Genomic DNA, 23,132 nt, shown 5'->3' on the forward strand with positions numbered 1-23,132 from the left:
GGCAAAGTAGCGGCGAAATAACTGGATGACCGCCAGCTAGAGAGGCGCGTCCCGCTCCCGGTTCTCGTCCCAGGGCTGGGCCCAGCCCAGTCCGTCAAAGAGCCGTGACAGCAGGAGCCCGGTGAAGCCCCAGATGGTGATGCCGTCGATGGTGAAAGCAGGCGTGCTGTGCTTGCGCCCGTTACGCCTGACCACCGCCGTGAAGCGCACCTCGTCCGACAGCAGGTCCGCTACCGGCGCGCGGAACACATGTGATGATTCCGCGTGGTCCACCACGCGCACCGGGGTGGGAGACGCCCACCATCCGAGCACCGGCGTCACTAGATAGTTGCTGACGGGCAGGCCGACTACCGGCAGCGCGCCCAGGATTTCCACACCTGCGGGATCCAACCCGGTCTCTTCCTCAGCCTCACGCAGGGCTGCGGCGGCGGGACTGGCGTCGTCGTCGTCGATTTTCCCGCCGGGGAACGCCACCTGGCCGGGATGGCTGCGCAAGGTTCCCGCGCGCGTCACGAACAGGACATCAAGATCGTCGGGGACGGCAGCGGAATGGGTCCTGGCGGGTCTGTCGTCGAGGTGTCCAAAGAGGATAAGGACCGCGGCAGGCCGCGCGGTTCCCAGGTCGATCCCGCGGAGCTGCCAGGACTCGGTGGTTTCCGCGCCCGGGCCGATGGGGGCTGCCCGTTCGGCGAAAGCTTTCAACTCAGCGTAAGCGCTCATGCGCTCAACGTGTGCCCGGCAGCCAGCAGCTCGGCGCGGGACGCGCCCTCCAGCATGCGGCGGTGAAGCTCCTCGCGACCGGGGGCCAGCTCATACTTGAGCAACTTCCGTGCCTTCTCCGGATCCACCTCGCCTTCTCCGTAGGAGGGGCAGAGCGATGCCACCGGGCACGCACCGCACGCCGGCTTCTTGGCGTGACAGATGCGGCGGCCGTGGAAAATCACCCGATGGGAGAGCATGGTCCAGTCCTTCCGATCGAAGAGCGCGGCGACCTCGGACTCCACTTTCACCGGGTCATCCTCCGTGGTCCAGCCGAATCGCCGGGACAGCCGGCCAAAATGGGTATCGACCGAGATCCCCGGAATCCCGAAGGCGTTCGCGAGGACCACATTGGCGGTCTTGCGGCCCACACCCGGAAGCGTGACGAGGTCTTCGAGACGGCCGGGCACGTCTCCGTCGAATTCATCAACGATTCTGGTGGCGAGAGCGAGAAGGCTCCTCGACTTGGCCCGGAAGAACCCTGTGGGACGGATCATGTCCTGGAGCTCATCTTCCGCGGCTTCAGCGAGGCTGCGTGCGTCGGGGTAGCGGGCAAACAGCGCCGGGGTGGTCAGATTGACACGGACATCCGTGGTCTGGGCGGACAGGACCGTTGCAACCAGCAGCTCGAACGGGTTGCGGAAGTCCAGTTCCGCAACGGCGTAAGGGTAGGTTTCGGCCAGAATCCGATGAATCTTTCGTGCGCGGCGCTTCAGTGCAATTGGAGATACGTCCACGCCGACCCGTCCTTCCTCGTAGTTCCTACCGGCCCGTTGCTATCCCTCGGTGGGGGCCCGCTCGATGTTCCGCAGATCCCTCATGACGCCAACACGGCCGGTGCGCTTGTCCTGAACGAGGAACTCGTGTCCGCGGTCCTCGATGCCGACTTCCCAGTCGCCGGGCTGAAGTACGAACAGCGGCGCGCCCGTCTGCTCGTCAACCACTGAACGGGGTGTCCCAACGGCGAACCAGAAAGCCTCAAGCATGGGCTCGTCCTCATCAGCGTCACGGGTAGCCGAGATGGATTCCGTACGGGGATGAGAGGAGTGCTCATCCCCAGTGTCGTTAGAGCGCTGCGCAACGGGGTGAGCCGCCGTTCTGTCCGGCGTGGTTCCCTCGACCCTGGGTTGCGCGGCGGTAGCTGCCGGCGCGGCCGACTCCGTTGGCGCGACAGAGGCAGCGGGTGCAGAAGACGCAGCGGATCCAGCGGTACCCGCGGACTCCGCGTGCGTCCCGGAAGGAGCGGTCGCTGCGGACGTCGCCGAATCCTCAGCGCCGGAATCTGCCGGCACGGCCGGGGCGGGAGCGGCGCCGGACTGCGCTGCTGGTTCCGTGGCTTCAGGAGACGCCGCTGCAGACGTCTCAGCGTGCGCTGCAGAGCCCGCGGTCTGACGTGCTGAATCTTGCACCGGATCCTGCTGCGCGGAAGGTTCCTGCCTGGAAGGTTCCTGCACCGAGGGACTTTGGGCGGCACCCGATCCCTGGCCAGCCGCATATCCCGCGACGGCGTAACCGGCACTGTATCCGGCGCTGCTCGGGCCACTCGCAGATGATTCCCCTGAGGAGGACGGGCTGTGCCAGCCGCTGACCTTCTCCGCCGGGACCGGCTTGGGCGGGCGCTGCTTCGCGGGCAGCGCTTCCCTGGCAATGGGATGAGCGGACGACGACGGACGGCCGGCGAAATCGGGCCTGAACAGGCCAATATGCGGGCCGCCGACGGTGGCCACAAGGAATCCGACCGATCCGAGCAGAGCAATCAGCGCACCGATCTCGAACGTCGTGACCGTCTGAAGGAAGAAAAACGCTGCGGCAAAGGCCGCCGCAACCGAAGCGAACTGGTCAACGGAGAGAGAACCGACGCGCAGCCGCTTGCTGCCCTGGCGGCGGGCCACCAGCAGCGCCAGGGCAGCGACGGGCAGGAGAATGCCGATACCCAGGAAGAAGAGGGAGAACGTGCGCCACAGGTTGACGCCGTCAACGAACGGCAGGATGGTTCCGACAAACATCACCAGCACGGAGACACCGATGACGGTTTCACGCAGGGTGAAGGGGCCGGCTACCGCCTCGGGTCCGTGTTCGGTAGGTCCGGCGGACGGCGAAACATCAGCAGGGGCTTCGGACCGGCCGGATTGCTGCACCGGCGAGCTGTGCGCGGTGTCTGCGCCGCCGTCGTACTGGCGCTGTTCGGTCATGTCTGGATTCTCCGTTTCAATAACGGCGGTGGGTGCCGCAGTCGAAGGTGCCGAAGGCGTTGAGCCGGATTCGGATTTCTTTGACAACCCTAGTCAACGCCCACTTCCTTTCCTACCAATGATGGGACATGTCGGGTCCGCGCGCCCACCGCTCACCGCAGAATCCGTGCCTTTCGCATCTGCTGTGTGACCGGTGGCACACGGTTTGGGGGAGGTCGCCACTACTGTGGAACACAGCACATTCGCGGGCCGACTGAGTCTGTTCAAGCCCGCCTGAAGTACCGATTGGCCGAAGGGGCTCACAATGTCTGAAGACACCCGGATTTCCACTGGTGACGCGTTTGAAAATCTGCTTCACGAGGAACGACGCTTCCCGCCGAGCGAGGATTTCGCTGCCCATGCCATTGCCACGGCCGAACTGTATGAGCAGGGCAAGGAAGGCCCTGGATTCTGGGCACGCCAGGCTCGGGAACTACTGACCTGGCATGAGGATTTCTCGCAGGCCCTGGACTGGTCTGAGGCTCCCTTCGCCAAATGGTTCGTCGGCGGGAAGGTCAACGCCGCCTACAACGCGCTTGACCGCCATGTTGAGCAGGGCCGCGGGGACCGCGTTGCCATCCACTTCGAAGGTGAGCCGGGTGACACCCGCACGTACACCTACGCTGAGCTCACCACCGCAGTGAAAAAGGCTGCCAACGCCTTCGAATCGCTCGGGGTGGCGAAGGGCGACCGCGTGGCGGTTTACCTGCCGATGATTCCCGAGGCAGTCATTACCATGCTGGCCTGCGCCCGTATCGGCGCCGTCCACTCGGTGGTCTTCGGCGGATTTTCGGCCGACGCCCTCCGCAGCCGGATTGACGATGCCGAAGCCAAACTGGTGGTCACATCCGACGGCACCTACCGCCGCGGCAAGCCCAGCGCCCTCAAGCCCGCCGTCGATGGCGCTCTTGAACGTCCCGGACACACCGTCGAGAACGTGGTGGTGGTTAAACGGAACGGGGAGCCGGTCGAATGGACCGAGGGGCGGGACACCTGGTGGGATGACGTCGTGGGGCCGGCCTCGGATGAGCACACCGCTGAAGGGCACGATTCAGAGCATCCGCTTTTCATCCTCTACACCTCCGGCACCACCGGAAAGCCAAAGGGCATCCTGCACACCACGGGCGGCTTCCTCACGCAGACAGCGTTCACGCAGAAGTACACCTTCGACCTGCACCCCGAGACCGATGTCTTCTGGTGCACCGCGGACATCGGCTGGGTTACCGGCCACAGTTACGTTGCGTACTCACCGCTGGTGAACGGCGCTACCCAGCTGATGTATGAAGGCACGCCTGACACCCCGCACCAGGGCCGTTGGTGGGAGCTGATCGAGAAGTACAAGGTCTCCATCCTCTACACCGCTCCCACAGCCATCCGCACCTTCATGAAGTGGGGACGGGACATCCCGGCCAAATTTGATCTCTCCTCCATCCGGGTCCTCGGCTCGGTCGGTGAACCCATCAACCCCGAAGCGTGGATGTGGTACCGGGAGATTATCGGCGGCAACGGCGGACGCTCGGATACCCGCGCTCCGATTGTGGACACATGGTGGCAGACCGAAACCGGGGCGCACATGGTGTCCCCGCTGCCCGGGGTCACGGCGTGCAAGCCCGGGTCTGCGCAGGTGGCAATGCCCGGCATCGCCGTGGACGTGGTGGACGAGATGGGCCAGTCGGTGCCCAACGGTTCCGGCGGCTACCTGGTGATCCGTGAACCGTGGCCCGCGATGCTGCGCGGAATCTGGGGAGACCCGGAGCGGTTCAAGGAGACCTACTGGTCCCGCTTCGACAACATGTACTTCGCCGGAGACGGCGCCAAACGCGATGAAGACGGCGACATCTGGCTGCTCGGCCGCGTGGATGACGTCATGAATGTCTCCGGGCACCGGTTGTCCACAACGGAAATCGAGTCCGCGCTGGTGAGCCACCCATCGGTGGCGGAGGCTGCCGTCGTCGGTGCCTCTGATGAGACCACCGGTGAGGCTGTGGTTGCGTTCGTGATTCTGCGCGGCTCCGCAGCTCAGGACGACGACGTCGTTACCACCCTGCGCAATCACGTTGCCAAGGAGATCGGGCCGATTGCCAAACCCCGCAATATTCTGGTGGTGCCCGAACTGCCCAAGACCCGCTCCGGGAAGATCATGCGCCGCCTGCTCAAGGACGTGGCGGAAGGCCGCGAGGTCGGCGATGCGACCACGCTGTCGGATCCAACGATCATGCAGCAGATCGCCGCGTCGCTGCGGAAGTAGCGCTTGCGCCTGACGATTACGCCAAAGGCGGGCTGAGCGCCGGATTGCCACCCTCAGGGGAGGCGGTCCGGCGCCCGCAGTGTGAGGTGCGTCAACCGGCACTGTGACCTTGCCCGGGAAAGCTGGCCGCGCCAGGGTCGCGGCGAGGACAATTCTGAAGCGTGTCCACCTCTACCGCACCCCGCCCGACGCCGGCCACCCGCCCAGGAATGGCCCGGAAGACCGCCGCTGCGTCCTTCGTCGGAACCGCCCTTGAGTCCTATGACTTCTACGTTTTCGGCACTGCAGCCGCGCTCGTGTTCAATGAGGTCTTCTTCGCCGCCCAGGACCCCCTCGCGGGCACTCTCTCGGCGTTCCTGATCTTCGCGATGGGCTTCGTGGCCCGCCCGCTGGGAGCCATCCTCTTCGGTCACCTCGGCGACCGGATCGGCCGGAAGAAAACCCTCATCTGGACCATCCTGCTGATGGGCCTGGCTACGGGTTCTGTGGGGCTCCTCCCTGATTACAGCGTCATCGGCGTGTGGGCGCCCATCATCCTCACCGTGCTGCGCCTGCTCCAGGGTTTGTCGCTGGGCGGCGAGTGGGGCGGATCCATCCTGATCGCCACGGAGCATGCCAGCCCTCGGAAGCGCGCCCTGTACGCGGCCATTCCCCAGCTCGGCTCGCCCGTGGGCACCATGCTGATCTCGCTGATCTTCCTCATCCTCGCGGTGACCGTACCGGACGTCATGACCACGTGGGGCTGGCGCATCCCGTTCCTCCTTGCGTTCCCGTTCCTCGCCGTCGCGCTCTACCTGCGCCTGGCAATCGATGAGACGCCGGTCTTCCGGACCACCAAAAAGGTGCGCGTACCGCTGGTGAGCGTGCTGCGCTCCCAACCGGTCGCCGTCGTCGTTGCCACGGCGTCCGCCGTCCTCGGGATCGGCTCCTACTTCCTCATGGTTTCCTACACGCAGGCCTACGGAACCGAGCGGCTGGGACTATCGCAGGAAACAGTGCTGAACGCGGCGCTCATCGGTTCACTACTGCAGCTTGCAACCATCCCGGCCTTCGGCTGGCTGGCCATGAAAATCGGGTCGGCGAAGGTCGTGGCCGGCGGGGCGATCGGCACCGCGCTGATCGCTTTCCCGCTGTACTGGGTCATCAGCATTGCGGACGCTCCGCTCTACGTTGCCGCGATCCTGCTCGGCGGAATCCTGCCCACCGCAAGCTGGGCAGCGCTTGGCGGCCTGATGGCGGACCTCTTCGAACCGAGCACCAGCTTCACCGCGCTGTCCTTCTCCTACAGCATTGCCGCGATCGTGGCCGGTTTTGCGCCGTCGATCACGCAGGCATTCGGTGCGGCGACAGACGGCGCATGGTGGCATCCCGGCGTCGTGCTGGCTCTCATGAGCCTCGTGACCGTTGCCGGCGCGACGGCGGCAGCACGCCTCCGCCGGCCTGTGCCCGCCCTCGACTGACGCCCGCCAAACGGCGGGTCCACCGCTGACGAATCAGGCATAGTTAAGCCATGGCGACCACTACCCTGCTGATCCTCAACGGCCCCAACCTGAACCTGCTTGGCACCCGTGAACCGGGTGTCTACGGCTCCCACACGCTCGACGACGTTGAGAACCTCTGCGCCTCCGCCGCCGGTGCTCACGGGTGGGCCGTCAACTGCAGGCAGTCGAACCATGAGGGTGATCTTGTCGACGCTATCCAGGGCGCTGCCGGAACTGCTGACGGAATTGTTCTCAATGCCGGTGCCTACACCCACACCTCAGTTGCCCTGAGGGATGCAGTCAGCGCCGTGGGCCTGCCGATCGTCGAGGTGCACATCAGCAACGTGCACCGCCGGGAGGAATTCCGGCACCAGTCCTACCTCTCCCCCGTGGTCGATGCGGTGATTGTGGGCGCCGGCGTGGACGGCTACCGGATGGCCATTGACCACCTCGTGCGCAAACTGACGCGCCATGACCTGATGCAGGGCGGTTATGAGGGACGATAGAGCTATGACGGAAATCACCTCTATCGACGACGTTGTCGATGACGCCAAGAACGCCCCCATGCTTCAGGTGAAGAACCTGGCAGTCAGCTTCCGCACCACCTACGGCGAGGTACACGCCGTCGAGGATGCGAGCTTCACCCTCCACCGCGGACAGACGCTGGCCATCGTGGGCGAGTCGGGTTCGGGCAAATCGACGACGGCGATGGCCTGCATCGGCCTGCTGCCCGGCAACGGGCGGGTCACCAGCGGAAGCATCCTCTTCGAGGGCAGGGACCTCGTTCCCCTTCCGGAGTCCGCGATGCGCACCATCCGCGGCCGGGCTATCGGCCTGGTGCCTCAGGACCCCATGTCCAACCTCAACCCGGTTGCGAAGATCGGCACCCAGGTGGCGGAAACCCTTCTGGTGCACGGGCTCGCAGACAAGAAGAACGTGAAGGAACGCGTGGTCGAGGTGCTGTCGGCTGCCGGCCTGCCCGACGCCGCGGACCGCGCCAAGCAGTACCCGCACGAGTTCTCCGGCGGCATGCGCCAACGCGCGCTGATCGCCATCGGGCTCGCGTGCCGTCCGCGCCTGCTGATCGCCGATGAGCCGACCAGCGCCCTCGACGTCACCGTGCAGCGCACTATCCTCGACCAGATCGACACGATGACTGAGCAGCTCGGAACCTCGGTGCTGCTCATCACCCATGACCTCGGTCTGGCCGCGGAGCGCGCGTCGGAGCTCGTGGTGATGCACCGCGGCCGTGTAGTTGAAACCGGTCCCGCTGCCCAGCTCCTCAACGATCCCAAACACCCCTACACGCAGTCACTGGTCCGGGCCGCACCGAGCGTGGCGGCGGTCCGCCTCCGTCCGGGCGCCTACCACGAGGACGCCGCGAAGCGCACCGCTGTGGCGCAGGCAGCCTTCGAGGAGCACCAGGCGGACGCCGACTCCGTAGACGAGGCCGCACCGACGAACAACATCGTCGAAATTCGTGACTTGACCAAGATCTACAAACGCCGCGGCAGCTCCGAAGACTTCTATGCCGCAAAAAACGTCACCCTGGACATTCCACGCGGGCAGACGGTCGCCATCGTGGGCGAGTCCGGCTCAGGCAAGACGACGACGGCGCGTATGCTCCTGAAGCTCATCGAACCCACCTCGGGCACCATGAAGTTCGACGGCATGGACGTGGCAACCCTGGACAAGGCGCAGCTCGCCGATTTCCGCCAGCGCGTGCAACCTGTCTTTCAGGATCCGTACTCCTCACTGAACCCCATGTTCACCATCGAGCGGATCGTTGAGGAACCCCTCAACGCCTATAAACGCGGCTCGAAGAAGGAGCGCGCTGCCCGCGTACGCGAGCTCATGGACCAGGTGTCCCTGCCGCACAACGCGCTGCGGCGTTACCCTTCGGAGTTGTCCGGCGGCCAGCGGCAGCGCGTCGCCATCGCCCGGGCCCTCGCGCTGAAGCCGGAACTGATCGTCTGCGACGAGCCCGTCTCCGCCCTCGACGTGCTGGTGCAGGCACAGATCCTCAAGCTTCTGGGTGACCTCCAGTCCGAGCTGGGCCTGAGCTACCTGTTCATCTCCCACGACCTCGCTGTTGTGCGGCTCATCTCCGACTACGTCTGCGTCATGAAGGACGGCGAGCTGGTTGAAGCGGCGAGCTCCGAGGAAGTCTTCCAGAACCCGCGCCACCCCTACACCCGGAAGCTCCTGGCTTCCATCCCGGGCAACGAACTCAATATCGCCTGACCCCTCCTCCGAGGGCCCTTCTGTGGGAACTTTTGCGCACCTCCGGCGACTTCTGACGCCCAGAAGCCGCCGGAGCTGCACAAAAGTTCCTTAACGTACGACGGCGGCCGGCCACCTTCGCTTCGAAAGGTGACCGGCCGTCGTCGTACTTTTTCCTGAAAGATCTACTTCTGGCGGGTCTTCGGGTCCAGCGCTTCGCGCAGCGATTCGCCCAGCAGGGTGAATCCGAGCGCAGTGATGGCGATACACGCACCGGGCAGGAACGCCAGGTATGGATCCGAGGCCAGCTCCCGCTGTGCGTAGGTCAGCATGCGGCCCCATTCGGCTGTCTGCGGAACCCCGCCGCCGAGCCCCAGGAAGGACAGGGCAGCGGCGTCGATCACGGCTGTCGCAAGGGACAGTGTCGCCTGCACGATCACCGGCCCCACGCTGTTGGGCAGCAGGTGGCTCATGGTGATGGTGCGCTTGCTCAGGCCGAGCGTCTGCGCTGCCAGGATGTAGTCCGAACCACGCTGCGAGAGCATGGATGAACGCAGCAGGCGCGCGAAGATCGGCAGCTGCGAGGCACCGATTGCGATCATCACCGCGTAGGGCCCCTGTCCCAGAATGGCCGCGATACTGACGGCGAGGAGCAGGTTCGGGACGGACAGCAGAATGTCCACGAAGCGCATGATGACGCTGTCCACCCAGCCGCCCAATCCACCGGCAAGCAGCCCGAGCAGCATTCCGCCGGCCAGGCCGATCGCCGTCGAGATGACGCCGATCAGCAGCGACGCCTGCGCCCCCCAGATCAGTTTGCTGAGCACATCACCACCGAAGCGGTCGAGGCCCAACGGGTACTCCGCGAGTTCGCCGGGTCCGGGGATGTTGGTCGGGGTGATTTCCGTGCGCCCGGGCAGTGCTTCCCCGCCGTAGGGTGCAAGGATCGGCGCCAGCGCGGCGACCAGGAGGAACAGCCCGATGATGATCGCGCCGGCAATCGCCTGCGGGTTTCGGCGCAGCCGTCGGAACGCGTCTTTCCAGAGGCCGGTGCCGCCGCCCTCGGCGAGGCTCGGATCAGTGGTCGGAGAAGTTGGCCCGCCCGCGGCGGGAGGCAATATTGTGCTCATTGCACACGCACCCTTGGATCGATGACGGAGTACGAAACGTCAACCAGGAGGTTGATCAGGGCGTACAGGATCGCGATGAAGATGACGAAGCCCTGCAGCACCGGATAGTCCAGTTCAAAGATGGCGTCGCGGAGGAAACTTCCGATGCCGGGGAAGGCGAACACCGTTTCGGTGAGGACCGCACCTGAAATGAGCAGGCCGGTCTGCAGGCCAATGGTCGTCACGACCGGGAGCATCGCGTTACGCAGGATGAACCGGCTTCGGATTGTTCTTTCCATGAGGCCCTTTGCGCGGGCCGTCCGAACGTAATCGGCGTTCTGCACTTCCAGCACCGAAGCGCGCGTGATGCGCACAATGATGGCCAGCGGGATGGTTCCCAGTGCGAGCCCCGGAAGGATCAGGTGCTGGAAGGCGTCCCACGCGGCGTCGTACTCGCCCGTCAGGATGCCGTCCAGCACATAGAAATCCGTGACGTGCGTCGCGTTGATGCGCGGATTCTGGCGTCCATCCGGCGGCAGGATGGGCCACTGGATGGCGAACAGGTACTTGAAGATGAAGGCCAGGAAGAAGACCGGAACAGTGATGCCGATCAGGCTGAGGACTACCGAACCATGATCGACAAGCTTGCCGTAATGGCGGGCGGCCATATAGCCCAGCGGGATACCGACGCCGATCGCGAAGATCAGCGCCACCACGCTCAGTTCAAGCGTGGCCGGGAAGCGTGTTGCGAACTCTTCCAGTACGGGACGGCCCGTGATGATCGAGGTGCCGAAATCGCCCTGCAGCAGTTTACCCATGTAGGTGAAGTACTGGAGGAGGATCGGTTCGTCGAAACCGTACAGTTCGTTGACGCGGGCGACCGCTTCCGGGGTTGCCCGCTCGCCCAGCAGGGCTGTTGCAGGCCCGCCCGGCAGGCCTCGAACCCAGAGAAAAAGCAGGACCGAAAGTCCAAACAGGGTCGGAACGAGCAGGGCGAGGCGTTTACCAATGACGCGAAGCACGAGGTCCTTTCAACAGTGTGGCATCGAGTGGACGAGAGCAAACAAAAGCGGAGGGACCGATGGGCCGGTCCCTCCGCCAGAGTTGTTACTCGTTCAGTTCGATCATGTTGAAGACTTCGTCATTGACGGGGCTCGCCGGGTAGGAATCTACCCGCGGAGCGAACGCCAGGGACGGCGCCGGGTGCGCCAGCGGAATCGCCGGGTTGAACTGGGCGATCTGCTCGTTGATCTCCTCGTACGTGGCGGTCTGCTCCTCGCGGTCAGTCATGCCGCGAGCCTCGCTGAGTGCGTTGAACAGTTCCGGATTGTCGAAGCCGAACTCGGGCTTCTCCTGGCCGAAGAAGACGCCGATGAAGTTGTCGGTGTCGTTGTAGTCGCCGGTCCAGCCGAGCAGGTGGATGCCGTGGTTCTCGGTGCCCTGGATGCGGTCGAGGTAGTCAGGCGTCCAGACATCCGGCGCCGGGGTGACCGTGATACCGACGTCCTTCAGCTGGTCGCTGAGGTTCGTGAACACCTGCTCCGGAGTAGGCATGTACGGGCGGGAGACGTCAGTCGGGTAGTTGAACTGGACCTCGAAGCCGTCCGGGTAGCCGGCCTCGGCCAGCAGTTCCTTGGCGCGCTCAGGATCATACTCGTACGTGGTGATGTCCTCGTTGTAGCCGTCCACAACATCGGGGATGAACTGGGTGGCCAGCTGGGTTCCCTCGGGCAGCGTCTGGTCGATCAACGCCTGCTTGTCGATTGCGTGGTGGATGGCCTCGCGGACCAGCGGATCACTCAGCTCTTCGACGGCGTGGTTGATGCCGAGGTAGAGGATGGTGAACGGATCGCGCGGAACGATCATGAACCCTTCCTCCTCAAGAACGGGAATGTCCGCCGGGGAGACGAGGTCGAAACCGTCGACGGTTCCGGCCTGCAGCGCCTGGGTGCGTGCCTGCGGGTCATCGATGATGCGGAAGATGACCGTCTGGACGTCGCCCTGCTCGCCCCAGTACTCCTCGTTGGCGGTGACGGTGAGGTCTGCGCCGACGTTCCAGGAGTCAAACTTGAACGGACCGGTTCCCACCGGGTGGCCTTCCGCGTACTCGCTCAGCTGGGGAGCTTCGGAGGAACCTCCGATGTCATCGGCGTTGAACTCCTGCAGCGCGGTGGGGCTCTGCATGGCGAATGCCGGCAGGGACAGAGCGGGGATGAACCCGGCAAACGGCTTGGCAAGCGTGACGGTGGCCTCGAGGTCCCCGTTCACTTCGCAGGACTCATACACCGCAGCGTCCGGCGAATCAGCGAAGCCGCGGAACAGGTTGTTGTAGTAGTAGGACACCGACGGCGCCTGGGCCAGACCGGTGAAGTTGTACCAGCGGTCAAAGTTGAAGCAGACGGCTTCGGCGTTGAACTCGGTGCCGTCGTGGAAGGTCACGCCTTCCTTCAGCGCGAACGTGGTGGACAGTCCGTCCTCGGATGTTTCCCATGATTCCGCCAGCAACGGTGCCGGGTCTGCCGTGCCCGGCTCGACGCCTACAAGGCCCTCGAAAATCTGCCGGCTGACGCGGAAGGACTCGCCGTCGCTCGCGAAGGCGGGGTCAAGCGATGCTGGGTCGGACGAGGCCGCGAAGACGAAAGTCGAGTCGACCTCGCCCTCCGCCGCTGCGCCGCCGTCCTCTTCACGCTGGCTCTGGACGCAGCCGCTGAGCAGCAGAGCGCTGATTGCGGCGCCGGCAGTAATGGCGGCAGCGCGCTTCTTTGTGGGATGCGTCCCCCGCGCCGATGTGCTTGTGAACATTAAGTGCTCCTGATGATCTGTTACCTGGCGGACACGTCACTGTGCCCGGGCGGCGCACGGGCAGGCCGTGTTGCCTAATGTGACGAGCCTAACTCCCAGCGCGGGCGCATGCAGTATTTCCCGCCAGCAAGCGATCACGATTTGGTTAAGCGCCGGCACTTCCTAGCGTTCGGTGCACTGCCCGGCGGACACGGTTTCACTGAGCGCTGCCGCCTGTTCGACGACCGGACGGAGCTCCTCCAACGTCAGCGCGTACCCCACTGGCACATCAGCCGTGGATTTCGCAAAGATGACTCCGGCGACGCGGCCCTCCATGTCCAGAAGCGGCCCGCCGGAATTCCCCTGCTGAACGTTTGCGGCGAGCGTGTAGACGTCGATCGCCGTCGGGTCAGCACCGTAGATATTCTCGACAAGGACGTCGGACCGGTTCTGGATGCTTGCCGGCTGAACCTGGAACGGCCCGCCCGCTGGGTATCCGGCGAACGCCGCGGTGTCCCCGGTTTCGAGGTCCTCCCCGAGTGCAAGCGGCGCGCGGTCCAGGCCGTCCACAGCGATCACGGCGATGTCCCTCACCGGATCGAAATAGACAACGCTTCCCGGCACTGCGCCTGCACCGGGAACCTCGACGACCGGCTGGTTTACCCCTGCTACCACATGGGCGTTGGTCACTACCCGACCCGGCGCGACGATGAATCCGGACCCGGTTTGGTTCTGGCCGCACTGGTAGGCGGTTCCGGCGATGCGCAGGACCGATTGGGATGCGGTGGCGAGCGCCGGTGTGTCCACTGATGCATCCGGTACCGGAGCCGGGCTGGCCGGCGCCACACCCTCAAGAAGCGTGGGTATGCCGTCAGCAACGGCAATGGAGCGGATCTGCGCCATCCAGGCACGAACGGGCGACGGCGTCAGGGTGTCAATACTGCCGAGCACCTTCGACGATGCGATTGACTGGGAAAGGAAGGGCACGCCCATGGTGCTGATGCTGAAAGCCAGCATGGCAAGTACCAGCGCGGCCACGACGACATTGGTGGCCCCTCCCAGAAGGCGGTCGATGACGCGCACGGGAGCTGACCCGGCCCTGCTGCTGAGCGCGCGTCCCAGTCCCGCGCCGAGTGCCTGCCCGATGATGACCAGGAGCAGGGCAGTGGCGATCACCGCGGCGAGCCGCCAGGAGTCCTCGGATACCGACGCACTGACCAGCGGTATGGCGAAGAAGGCGGCCACTGCGCCGGCCGCGAACCCGATGATGCCGCCGAGGGTGACCAGGAAGCCGTTCTTCAGCCCGGCAATGAGGTAGCCAATCAGCATCAGCACCAGGATGATGTCCAGGAGGGTAAAACCGAACACGCCACTCCCTTTCCAGGAAGCGCTGCACTTCCCCTGCTGAGCTTTGATTCTACGGTCCCGCGCTGACAGTCCGCCGGGAAGGATTGGAGTGATTTCCCCTACCCCGTGGGCGAACATGCGTGTAGCAGGTGTCACAACGTCCTTGCGTACGGCAAGATGGGAAAAGACGGGAAACTGGCTGGTTCTGCATCATACAGAGGAGATTTCATGGATATCGAGGTACTGCGCAGGGCGCCCCTGTTCGCTTCACTGGGCGACGAGGTGTTTGCGGCGCTCACTGACGAGCTGACCGAAGTGGACTTGTCGCGCGGCGCATCGGTCTTCCGGGAAGGCGATCAGGGCGACCAGCTCTACTTCATCGTCTCCGGCAAAATCAAGCTTGGCCGTACCGCACAGGACGGCCGCGAGAACCTGCTGGCAATCCTCGGCCCCGGTGAGCTCTTCGGCGAAATGGCCCTGTTCGATCCCAGCCCCCGCACCGCCACGGCCACGGCTGTGTCCGAGACCCGCCTCGCCGGCCTCAAGAACGAGAATCTTCGTGCCCTGCTGGAAACCCGCCCCGAGGTGTCCGCCCAGCTGCTGCAGGCCCTGGCCCGCCGGCTGCGCCGCACCAACGAATCCCTGGCGGACCTGGTCTTCTCCGACGTACCGGGCCGCGTGGCCAAGGCACTGCTGGACCTCGCGGACCGCTTCGGCCGCCCTGCCACTGACGGCATCCTCGTAGCTCACGAACTGACCCAGGAAGAACTCGCGCAGCTTGTCGGCGCCTCGCGTGAAACCGTGAACAAAGCCCTGGCCGAGTTCGTCCAGCGCGGCTGGCTGCGCCTGGAGGCGCGCGCAGTCGTCATTCTGGACATCCAGCGATTGCGTCAGCGGAGCCGCTAGCCCCCCTTTGGGAACTTTTGCGCAGGTCAGGCGGGTCTACGGTTTGGGAACTCACTAGAGGTGCCTAAAAGTTCCTGGGATCCCGGGCGCCATCCCTGCCGGAGGAGTGCCTTCTTGACCTTCGCGACGACCCGCCAGCTGCCCTCCGGCAGGTCAAGGCTGTTCAGTTTCACCTGCGCCCACTCAACCTCTGCAACTTTGGCATCTCTGGCCATATCCTTGGCCTGCTGTTCGGGCGTCAGGTGATGCTCGCCGTCGTATTCGATGCAGACCCGGAACGCCTCGCAGCCGAGGTCCGTCCAGGCAACGATCACCCCGTTTGCGTCCCGTAGCGGACAGTTCACCGAGAATTCCGGCAACCCTGCGTCCTCCAGGATCAGGCGCACCAGACTCTCCGGTGGCGAGTCGACGCCGACGCGAAGCCGATCAAAAGCTGACCGCGCCTTCTGTATGCCCCAGCTCCGTCCGTGTGTTGCGATGAACCGCTCCAGGTCCCGTTTCGGGACCATTGGGATCCTCGGCGGGCCGAAGGAGCGGGTGTGTTCGCTGATGATCTGGTCGCCGGCAACCACCAGGTCCTCGAGCGGTAGCACCGTTGCCAAATCCAGCCAGGTTCGGGCGAGCGACGTCACAGGCAACCCGTCGATCTCAACAACGTCTCCTTCGGAGATATCGAGGCGATGGCCCTTGACTCCCTTCCTGCGCGGTCCGGCTGTCTGTCTACCACGGGACAAGTGCACCTGCTCGTGGGAAATCCAGTGCGGTAGGTGTATCCCGTGAATCTCTGCGGCGGTCGTATGCGAAACGAAACTCCCCGGCAGCAACTCCACGTAGGGTCGGCAGCGCGATAAAACGGGTTGGATAGCGCCGACGGGCACGCGCACTTCCCGGCTGGGGGTGGTCAGATCCTTCGCGCGCGTTCGGCTGATCGACAGGTCAGCGCTGAGCGCTGACCGCAAGGTGAAGGACCGTCCAACCAGTTCGTCGGGCAAGGGAGCGCGTTTGGGCATGTTCTATCTCAACGCATTCCCGAATCCTGTGCGCCGACTATCCACAGACGGTAACTTCTGCGCAGATCACGTGGATTCCGACGCCGGGAAGTCACCGTAGGTGCGCAAAAGTTCCGGATTGAAGCTGGACGACGGCGGCTACCGGCCGCGCTGCTCCGAGCCTTCCGTGGCGGTTGAGCACTCGACCTCGATCTTCGTTTCACCCTCGGCCTCAACGAGCCGGGGGGAGAAGACCTTCATCGGCCGCTTGTGGGAAAGATAGGCGATGCAGCCGCGCGAGGAGCCGATCTTCTCGAGGATGAGTTCAACCGCGGGCACAGTCAGTTCACTCAGCCCCCGGCCGACGGTGTTCGGCTGGTTGACTTCATCGCCGAGGGAGGTGGTATTGCGCTGCATGATCTCCTCGGCAGACCACCGCCACTGGCCCCACACGCCCTTGCTCGCCAACAGGGTGGGCTCCTGATTTACCGGCTGCGCCGCAGCAAAGTACCGCGTGTCAAAACGGCGATGGGCAAAATCCGGACTCAGCCAGGCGGACAGCGGCTTGATGAGGTCGGTGCGCAGACCGAGCCCCCGCTTCGCGAGGATCTCCGCAAACGTCCTGTCACCGGCGGCGATTGCTTCACGGGCTTCCATCCACTGCGGGTGGCGGGTGCCCTCGACAAGGCTCGATGCGTCCGGGCCGGCGAGCAGCACGCCGGTCTCCTCGAAAAGTTCGCGGATCGCGGCAATCACAAATCGCCGCGCAACATGATGATCGTCGGTTGCGAGTGCCGTTGCCCAGTGGGCAGGTGAGGGGCCATACCAGGTGACGGGTTCGTCGTCGTTCTCCTCCACGCTGCCGCCGGGGAAGGCCACCACGCCAAGCGGTGACTCCCCCCGACGGTAGGAGAGGTACACCTCGGTACCGACCGGAGCGTCACGGATCAACACGACCGACGACGCCGGACGCGGCTTCATTGGGGTGCGCTCGCCGTGATCAATCCAGCTGCGGGCGGCACCCTGCTGCTCTTCCGGGACTGGGAAGAGCCTGGTGCTTGAACGGTTCACGGTGACTAGATGAACTCCGCGATAATCTCGACTTCTACCGACGCATTCAATGGTAGTACCGCAACCCCGACGGCGGAACGCGCGTGGGCGCCGGCCTCGCCGAAGACCTGCCCCAGCAGCTCGGACGCTCCATTGATGACCCCGGGCTGGCCCGTGAACGTGGGATCCGACGCGACGAAGCCCACCACCTTGACGATCCGGCTGATGCGGTCGAGGTCTCCGATCTGGGACTTCACAGCCGCGAGTGCATTGACTGCGCAGACGGCCGCAAACTCCTTGGCCTGCTCGGCTTCTATATCACTGCCGACCTTGCCTGTAGCTGGGAGTTCACCATTAATAAACGGAAGCTGCCCGGAGGTGTAGACGTAGTTGCCGGAGACTACTGCGGGAATGTAGGCGGCCACCGGAGCGGCCACCTCGGGGAGGGTGATCCCGAGATCCTTCAGCCTGCTCTCTACCGCTGACACTGCTTCATTGGCGCTGGTCACGACGCGTTTTTCTCCCGTTTGAGGTATGCAACCAGACCGTTGCCGTCAGGCCCCGGAACCACCTGCACGAGCTCCCAGCCGTCCTCACCCCACTGGTCGAGAATCTGTTTGGTCGCGTGGATGATGAGCGGAATTGTGGAGTACTCCCATTTGGTCATGACTCACAGGGTAGCGCGTGCTTGTAAACTGGAGTACATGGCTGCTCGTAAATCTCCTTTCTTTGACACGGCAACCACCCTGGGGAAAATCATTGCATTTCTTGGAATCAGTGGATTGAGTGGGGTGCTTGCTGCCGGTCTCCTCGTGCCCGTGGCTGCTGCTGCCGGCACCGGCGCCTCCGCGTCCATCCAGTTCTTCGAGAACCTCCCGGCTGAGCTTGAGCGCGGTGCGCTCGCCCAACCCTCCAAGATCGTTGCCTCCGACGGCTCGCTGATCGCCACCCTGTATGAGGAGAATCGCCAGCCCGTGACGCTGGATCAGGTCTCCGAGAACATGACGGATGCGCTGATCGCCATTGAAGATGATCAGTTCTACAACCACGGCGGTGTTGACCTGCAGGGCATCATCAGCGCCGCCATCAGCAACATCAGCAGCGACACCACCCGCGGCGCTTCCACCATCACGCAGCAGTACGTCAACAACGTACTCATAGACGCCAGCATGCAGAGCGGCGGCGACATCACCTTCAGCGGTCAGAAAACCCTGGGCGACAAGCTCCGCGAAGCCAAGCTGGCTATCGCCGTGGAGAAGGAGCTGAGCAAGGACGAAATCCTTGCCGGCTACCTGAACATCGTGCCGTTCACCGGCAACACCTACGGCGTCCAGGCCGCCTCCAAGTACTTCTTCAACGTCGAGGCAAAAGACCTCAACATCCAGCAGGCTGCGCTGCTTGCCGGCGTGGTCAACGGCCCCACCTTCTACAGCCCCGAGCTCTACCCGGAGCGCTCGCTCGAACGCCGCAATCTGGTGATCGGCCGCATGCTGGAGACCGGAAAAATCACTCAGGAAGAGTATGACGCCGCCGTTGCCTCGGATCTCGGACTGAACATCACGCCGGTCTTGAATGGCTGCGTAGGCGCCGAGCAGGCACCCTACTTCTGTGACTATGTGACGCACCTGGTCCTCAATGATCCTGCCTACGGCGAAACCCGTGAGGACCGGGAGAACCTGTTGTACCGCGGCGGTTTGACCATCAAGACCACCCTTGATCCGCGCGCACAGGCAGCTGCGCAGACGGCCATCAATGAGACCGCCAACCGCGAGACCACCGATCCCGCCGTGGGCCACTCCATGGTGAGCCTTGAGCCGGGCACCGGAGACATCCTGGTCATGGCTCAGAACACGCGCTTCATGCCGGGTGAAACACCGGGCGACTCCGTTCAGAACTTCAATGTAGACGCGTATTACAAGGGTGATCCGAACAAGCCCATTGGCGGTCTCGGCGGATTCCAGCCGGGCTCGACCTTCAAGCCGTTTGTCGTGGCCGCCTGGCTGGAAGACGGCCGGTCGCTCAATACAGTGGTGGACGGCAGCAAGAAGGCTTACCCTGCCGGCGATCGCTGGGAGGCCAGCTGCCTGCCGCGAGGGTTCTACGAGATCCTCAGCGACGACCCGAATTACGAGTACGAGCCGCAGAACTATGGCGACACCAATTACGGTAATTACACCGTCCTTGAAGGCCTTGCGCAGTCCTACAACACGGTGACCTTCGAGACCGCCGAACAGCTCGATCTCTGCAAGATCCGTGACATGGCCTTCGAGATGGGCGTGCACAACGGGAAGAGCTCGGAGGGTGAGCCACTTCCGGTCGATGTCAACGTCCCGATGCTCATCGGTGGTTCGAGCGACGTCTCCCCGATGTCAATGGCAACCGCCTATGCCACCCTTGCCGCCGAAGGCCTCAAATGCGAGCCTCGGGCACTTGTTGAAGTGACTGCGGTCAACGGAGACACTTATCCGGTTCCGCCGGAATCATGTGAGCAGGTAATCCCGAAGGAAATCGCGCGCGGAGTGAACTACGCCACCCAGGCAGTGATAGAGCGCGGTTCGGGCCAGTTGCTTGAGTTCGGCGACATCCCCATGGCCGGCAAGACCGGCACCAATGACGCCCGCTCGCAGACCTGGTTCATGGGTTACAACTCCGCCATGGCAACGGCCTCGTGGATCGGTAACTGGAAAGAAGGCAACACGAGCCTTAGCGGAATGCAGATTGGCGGACGGACTTACCCGGAGATCGACGGTTCGCTGATCGCTGCGCCGTCCTGGGCCCGCTACATGCAGCAGATCCAAGGTTCCTACCAGCCCGAGCCGTTTGCTGACCCGCCGTCGAACATGATCAATACCAGCCGCCAGGAACAGCAGGACCAGTTATCACAGCAGCCGAATTCCAACGGGACAACCAACGGCACAACCAACAACGGTCAGCTGATTCTCCCCCCGGCACCCGGCGGTAACACCCTGCCCGTTACGCCCCCAGACAATTCAGGGAACAATGGGAACGGCAACGGTAATGGAAACGGCAACGGCGGAGGTAACGGCTGATCGTGGGGACAACCACAGAGGGTTCGCGTAACGGCGCAGCGGTAGCGCTGGGCATAACAGCAGCGGCCGGCGTCGCCACCTTCGGCTACGCAGCGTTCGTCGAGCGCAACCTCTTCGGACTTCGCAAGGAGAACCTCGCGATTCTTCCCCAGGGCAGCAGGCCGCTGCAGGTCCTGCACCTCTCGGATATCCACATGGTGCCCCGTCAGGCCGCCAAGACCAAGTGGTTGCAGGGCCTTGCAGAGCTGAAGCCGGACCTCGTGGTCAATACCGGCGACAACCTCAGCCACCCCAAGGCGCTTGCGCCCCTACTGGATGCGCTCGAACCGCTCCTCGAGTTCCCGGGTGTCTTTGTTCCCGGTTCCAACGATTACTACGCACCGCGGCTGCAGAATCCGTTCAAGTACTTCACCGGTCCCTCCTCAAGCAAGGCAGACAAGCCGCTGAAGGAACTTCCCTGGCAGCAGATGTTCGCGCGGTTCGGCTCCGCTGGCTGGGTTGATCTGACCAACCGGTCGCAGTCGGTTGCTGTTCGCGGCGTCCGGCTGGATCTGAGCGGCGTTGATGATCCCCATTTGGGACGGGACAAGTTCGCCGGCTTCCCGGCGGGAAGCAGTACCGCAGGCGAGGCACCCCACCTTCGTGTCGGCGTCGCCCATGCCCCGTACCAGCGTGTCCTCGACACCTTCACCGACGGCGGAGCAGACCTGATATTCGCCGGCCACACACATGGCGGACAGGTATGCGTTCCCGGGTACGGCGCCCTCGTCAGCAATTGTGATCTGCCCACCTGGCGTGCCCGTGGTCTGACCCAGTGGGAGCACAACGGCCGGGCAGTCCCGCTGAACGTGTCAGCGGGAATCGGAACCTCGCGGTTTGCGCCAGTCCGTTTCGCCTGCCGCCCCGAAGCAGTATTACTGACGCTCACGTCACGCTGAGCAACGGGTCCGCGGTGACGGTTCCCTGACGAGCGCGTCGCGCACGGTCTGACATAGGATTGTTGCTGGGGGACACGAAAATTTCGGCTCCCTCGAATCTTCAACTTTCGAGAGAAGTACATGCCGACGCAAACAACGCTGTGGGAGTCTCTCAGGCGCCTGTACCCGCACCTCAAGCCGATCATTCCGCGACTGGTTCTCGGCCTTTTTGCCGCGCTCGGTGCCAGCGTCATGGTGCTTGCCATCCCGCAGGTCTTCCGGGTCCTCGTCAATGACGCCCTGGCGGAAGGTCAGGCGAGTTCCACCGTGTGGATCGCATCCGGGATTGTCCTGGTGCTCGGAGTGCTCGAGGCTGTCTTCGTTGCCCTGCGGCGGTTCTTCGTCATCAATCCTGCAACCACGGTAGAAACCAACCTGCGCACGTCGTTCTACCGTCATCTGCAGAACCTCGCGGTAGCCTTCCACGACCGTTGGGGCAGCGGCCAACTGCTGTCGCGTGCCATGTCAGACCTCAACCTCATGCGGCGGTGGATGGCATTCGGCGCCATCATGCTCGTGGTGGACGCAATCACGCTGACCGCGGGCGTGGCCATCATGTTCTTCATGAGCTGGCCCCTGGCCCTGATCTTCCTTACAGCGGCGGTACCCGTGATGATCTACGGATTCCGCTTCCGGACCTCCTACAGCAGGGTCTCGCGCAAGAGCCAGGACCAGGCGGGTGACCTCGCCACCACCGTCGAGGAGTCCGTCCACGGTATCCGCGTCCTGAAGGCCTTCGGGCGGAGCCGGGAAGCCCTGGACGCCTTCAGTGACCAGGCCGAGGAACTGCGTGAAACGGAAATCCACAAAGCCAAGAGCCTGGCCACGTTCTCACTGATCGTGACGCTGCTCCCCGAACTCGCCCTGGGCGCTTCGCTGGTCACCGGCATCCTCCTCGCTGTCAACGGTGACGTCACCATCGGCGGACTGGTCGCGTTCTTCGCAACCGCCGGCGTGGTGGCGGGGCGCGTCGAGTTTATCGGCCCGCTGCTCGCCATGACGTTCACAGCCAAAACGGCAATCGACCGCCACTACGAGGTCATGGAGTCTGAGAACACCATCACCGGACCGCCTGATCCCCGCACCCTCACCGATCCGCACGGCGAAGTAACGTTCGACGACGTCTCCTTCCGTTATCCCGATGCGAAGGACACATCCACTTCGGTCATAGACGGAGTCAACCTCACGCTGAGGGCCGGCGAAACCATGGCTCTGGTGGGAGTGACCGGCTGCGGCAAGAGCACCCTGCTCCAACTGGTACCCCGCCTCTACGATGTCACCGGTGGAGCTATCCGCATCGACGGGATCGATCTCCGCGAGTTCTCTCTGGAGGAACTGCGCCGCCACGTAGCGGTGGCATTCGAAGACACCACACTGTTTTCCAACTCGGTCCGCGAAAACGTACTGATGGGTGTGGACGCCCAGGACGACGACGACGCCATCCTCACCGAGGCGCTGGACGTTGCGCAGGCGCACTTCGTGTATTCGCTTCCCGAGGGCGTGGATACGCTCATCGGTGAAGAGGGACTCAGCCTCTCCGGCGGGCAGCGCCAGCGGCTGGCGCTCGCCCGGGCCATCGCGGCCAAGCCGCGGGTGCTGGTCCTCGACGACCCGCTGTCCGCGCTCGATGTGCGCACGGAGGAACTTGTGGAGGAGCGCCTGCGCGAGGTCCTCGCGGATACCACCACACTGATTGTGGCCCACCGCCCCTCCACAGTGGCGCTCGCCGACCGCGTCGCACTCATGGAGAACGGACGCATCTCCGAGGTCGGTACCCACACCGAACTGCTGGTCCGCAGCGACCACTACCGCTACGTCATTGCGAGCCTGACCGAGGAACCCGTGGATCTGGACAGCGAGCTGGAAGAGCTGGAGCACAACGACCAGGAGGCCCGCGCATGAGTGCAGCACCGAAACAGGAGAAGCAGGAAAAGCCGAACAGGCGCACCCGCGCGGGCCAGCCGCCGTCGGTCATATCTTC

19 protein-coding genes are annotated in these 23,132 nt (G+C 64.0%); 8 read left to right on the forward strand and 11 right to left on the reverse strand.

Features of this window, described 5'->3' with window-relative positions; genetic code table 11:
- Positions 1 to 36: 36 nt before the first annotated feature.
- From P4U43_RS05150 to P4U43_RS05160, 3 genes are read right to left on the reverse strand one after another with little or no spacing between them, the layout of a single operon-like run.
- Positions 37 to 720: an NUDIX hydrolase gene (locus P4U43_RS05150; protein ID WP_277357756.1), complete on the reverse strand. Its 684-nt coding sequence runs from the start codon at positions 718 to 720 to the stop codon at positions 37 to 39.
- A complete protein-coding gene (nth, locus tag P4U43_RS05155; protein WP_277357757.1) occupies positions 717 to 1,496 on the reverse strand; it encodes an endonuclease III in 780 nt (259 codons plus the stop codon). Before nth ends, P4U43_RS05150 begins: the two co-directional genes overlap by 4 nt.
- A 39-nt stretch (positions 1,497 to 1,535) precedes the next feature.
- On the reverse strand, positions 1,536 to 2,951 hold the full coding sequence (locus P4U43_RS05160) for a hypothetical protein (RefSeq protein WP_277357758.1): 1,416 nt from the start codon (positions 2,949 to 2,951) through the stop codon (positions 1,536 to 1,538).
- 304 nt (positions 2,952 to 3,255) lie between these two features.
- Here P4U43_RS05160 and acs point away from each other — a divergent pair, with 304 nt between their 5' ends.
- The 4 genes from acs (at position 3,256) to P4U43_RS05180 (ending at position 8,963) form a co-directional block, all read left to right on the forward strand.
- Positions 3,256 to 5,238, forward strand: coding sequence for an acetate--CoA ligase (acs, locus tag P4U43_RS05165; RefSeq protein ID WP_277357759.1), 1,983 nt, complete (start codon positions 3,256 to 3,258; stop codon positions 5,236 to 5,238).
- 161 nt (positions 5,239 to 5,399) lie between these two features.
- Entirely contained in the window at positions 5,400 to 6,698 is a 1,299-nt protein-coding gene (locus P4U43_RS05170) for an MFS transporter (RefSeq protein WP_277357760.1), read from the forward strand.
- A 50-nt stretch (positions 6,699 to 6,748) separates the two neighbouring features.
- Positions 6,749 to 7,225, forward strand: a complete 477-nt coding sequence (gene aroQ / locus P4U43_RS05175; protein WP_277357761.1) for a type II 3-dehydroquinate dehydratase — start codon at positions 6,749 to 6,751, stop codon at positions 7,223 to 7,225.
- 4 nt (positions 7,226 to 7,229) lie between these two features.
- On the forward strand, positions 7,230 to 8,963 hold the full coding sequence (locus P4U43_RS05180; protein ID WP_277357762.1) for an ABC transporter ATP-binding protein: 1,734 nt from the start codon (positions 7,230 to 7,232) through the stop codon (positions 8,961 to 8,963).
- Positions 8,964 to 9,127: 164 nt separating this feature from the next.
- Here the strand turns inward: P4U43_RS05180 and P4U43_RS05185 are convergent, their stop codons facing one another.
- The 4 genes from P4U43_RS05185 to P4U43_RS05200 all read right to left on the reverse strand — a co-directional run bounded on the left by P4U43_RS05185 (position 9,128) and on the right by P4U43_RS05200 (position 14,200).
- Complete coding sequence (locus P4U43_RS05185; RefSeq protein ID WP_277357763.1) at positions 9,128 to 10,072, reverse strand: ABC transporter permease; 945 nt, start codon at positions 10,070 to 10,072, stop codon at positions 9,128 to 9,130.
- On the reverse strand, positions 10,069 to 11,073 hold the full coding sequence (locus P4U43_RS05190; RefSeq protein ID WP_056543435.1) for an ABC transporter permease: 1,005 nt from the start codon (positions 11,071 to 11,073) through the stop codon (positions 10,069 to 10,071). The genes P4U43_RS05185 and P4U43_RS05190 overlap by 4 nt, the downstream gene beginning before the upstream one ends.
- An 85-nt stretch (positions 11,074 to 11,158) precedes the next feature.
- Complete coding sequence (locus P4U43_RS05195; protein ID WP_277357764.1) at positions 11,159 to 12,853, reverse strand: ABC transporter substrate-binding protein; 1,695 nt, start codon at positions 12,851 to 12,853, stop codon at positions 11,159 to 11,161.
- Positions 12,854 to 13,015: 162 nt separating this feature from the next.
- Entirely contained in the window at positions 13,016 to 14,200 is a 1,185-nt protein-coding gene (locus P4U43_RS05200) for a MarP family serine protease (RefSeq protein ID WP_277357765.1), read from the reverse strand.
- Between the two features lie 207 nt (positions 14,201 to 14,407).
- Between P4U43_RS05200 and P4U43_RS05205 the strand changes: the two genes are divergently transcribed.
- Positions 14,408 to 15,085, forward strand: coding sequence for a Crp/Fnr family transcriptional regulator (locus tag P4U43_RS05205; RefSeq protein WP_026544229.1), 678 nt, complete (start codon positions 14,408 to 14,410; stop codon positions 15,083 to 15,085).
- A 26-nt stretch (positions 15,086 to 15,111) separates the two neighbouring features.
- Here the strand turns inward: P4U43_RS05205 and P4U43_RS05210 are convergent, their stop codons facing one another.
- The 4 genes from P4U43_RS05210 to P4U43_RS05225 all read right to left on the reverse strand — a co-directional run bounded on the left by P4U43_RS05210 (position 15,112) and on the right by P4U43_RS05225 (position 17,791).
- Positions 15,112 to 16,095 (reverse strand): hypothetical protein, encoded by a 984-nt coding sequence (locus P4U43_RS05210; protein ID WP_277357766.1) that lies wholly within the window; start codon positions 16,093 to 16,095, stop codon positions 15,112 to 15,114.
- A 138-nt stretch (positions 16,096 to 16,233) separates the two neighbouring features.
- Positions 16,234 to 17,145 carry an NUDIX hydrolase gene (locus tag P4U43_RS05215; RefSeq protein WP_277357767.1) on the reverse strand — a complete coding sequence of 304 codons (912 nt, stop codon included), beginning with the start codon at positions 17,143 to 17,145 and terminating at the stop codon, positions 16,234 to 16,236.
- 5 nt (positions 17,146 to 17,150) lie between these two features.
- On the reverse strand, positions 17,151 to 17,633 hold the full coding sequence (locus P4U43_RS05220; RefSeq protein WP_277357768.1) for a RidA family protein: 483 nt from the start codon (positions 17,631 to 17,633) through the stop codon (positions 17,151 to 17,153).
- Positions 17,630 to 17,791, reverse strand: a complete 162-nt coding sequence (locus P4U43_RS05225) for a DUF4177 domain-containing protein (RefSeq protein WP_157358939.1) — start codon at positions 17,789 to 17,791, stop codon at positions 17,630 to 17,632. The genes P4U43_RS05220 and P4U43_RS05225 overlap by 4 nt, the downstream gene beginning before the upstream one ends.
- A gap of 37 nt (positions 17,792 to 17,828) precedes the next feature.
- Here P4U43_RS05225 and P4U43_RS05230 point away from each other — a divergent pair, with 37 nt between their 5' ends.
- From P4U43_RS05230 to P4U43_RS05240, 3 genes are all read left to right on the forward strand, one after another.
- Positions 17,829 to 20,174, forward strand: a complete 2,346-nt coding sequence (locus P4U43_RS05230; protein WP_277357769.1) for a transglycosylase domain-containing protein — start codon at positions 17,829 to 17,831, stop codon at positions 20,172 to 20,174.
- 2 nt (positions 20,175 to 20,176) lie between these two features.
- On the forward strand, positions 20,177 to 21,112 hold the full coding sequence (locus tag P4U43_RS05235; protein ID WP_277357770.1) for a metallophosphoesterase: 936 nt from the start codon (positions 20,177 to 20,179) through the stop codon (positions 21,110 to 21,112).
- Positions 21,113 to 21,232: 120 nt separating this feature from the next.
- Positions 21,233 to 23,053, forward strand: a complete 1,821-nt coding sequence (locus P4U43_RS05240) for an ABC transporter ATP-binding protein (RefSeq protein WP_277357771.1) — start codon at positions 21,233 to 21,235, stop codon at positions 23,051 to 23,053.
- Positions 23,054 to 23,132: the final 79 nt, after the last annotated feature.

Source organism: Arthrobacter vasquezii (genome assembly GCF_029455255.1).
Taxonomy (GTDB): Bacteria; Actinomycetota; Actinomycetes; order Actinomycetales; family Micrococcaceae; genus Arthrobacter_D; species Arthrobacter_D parietis.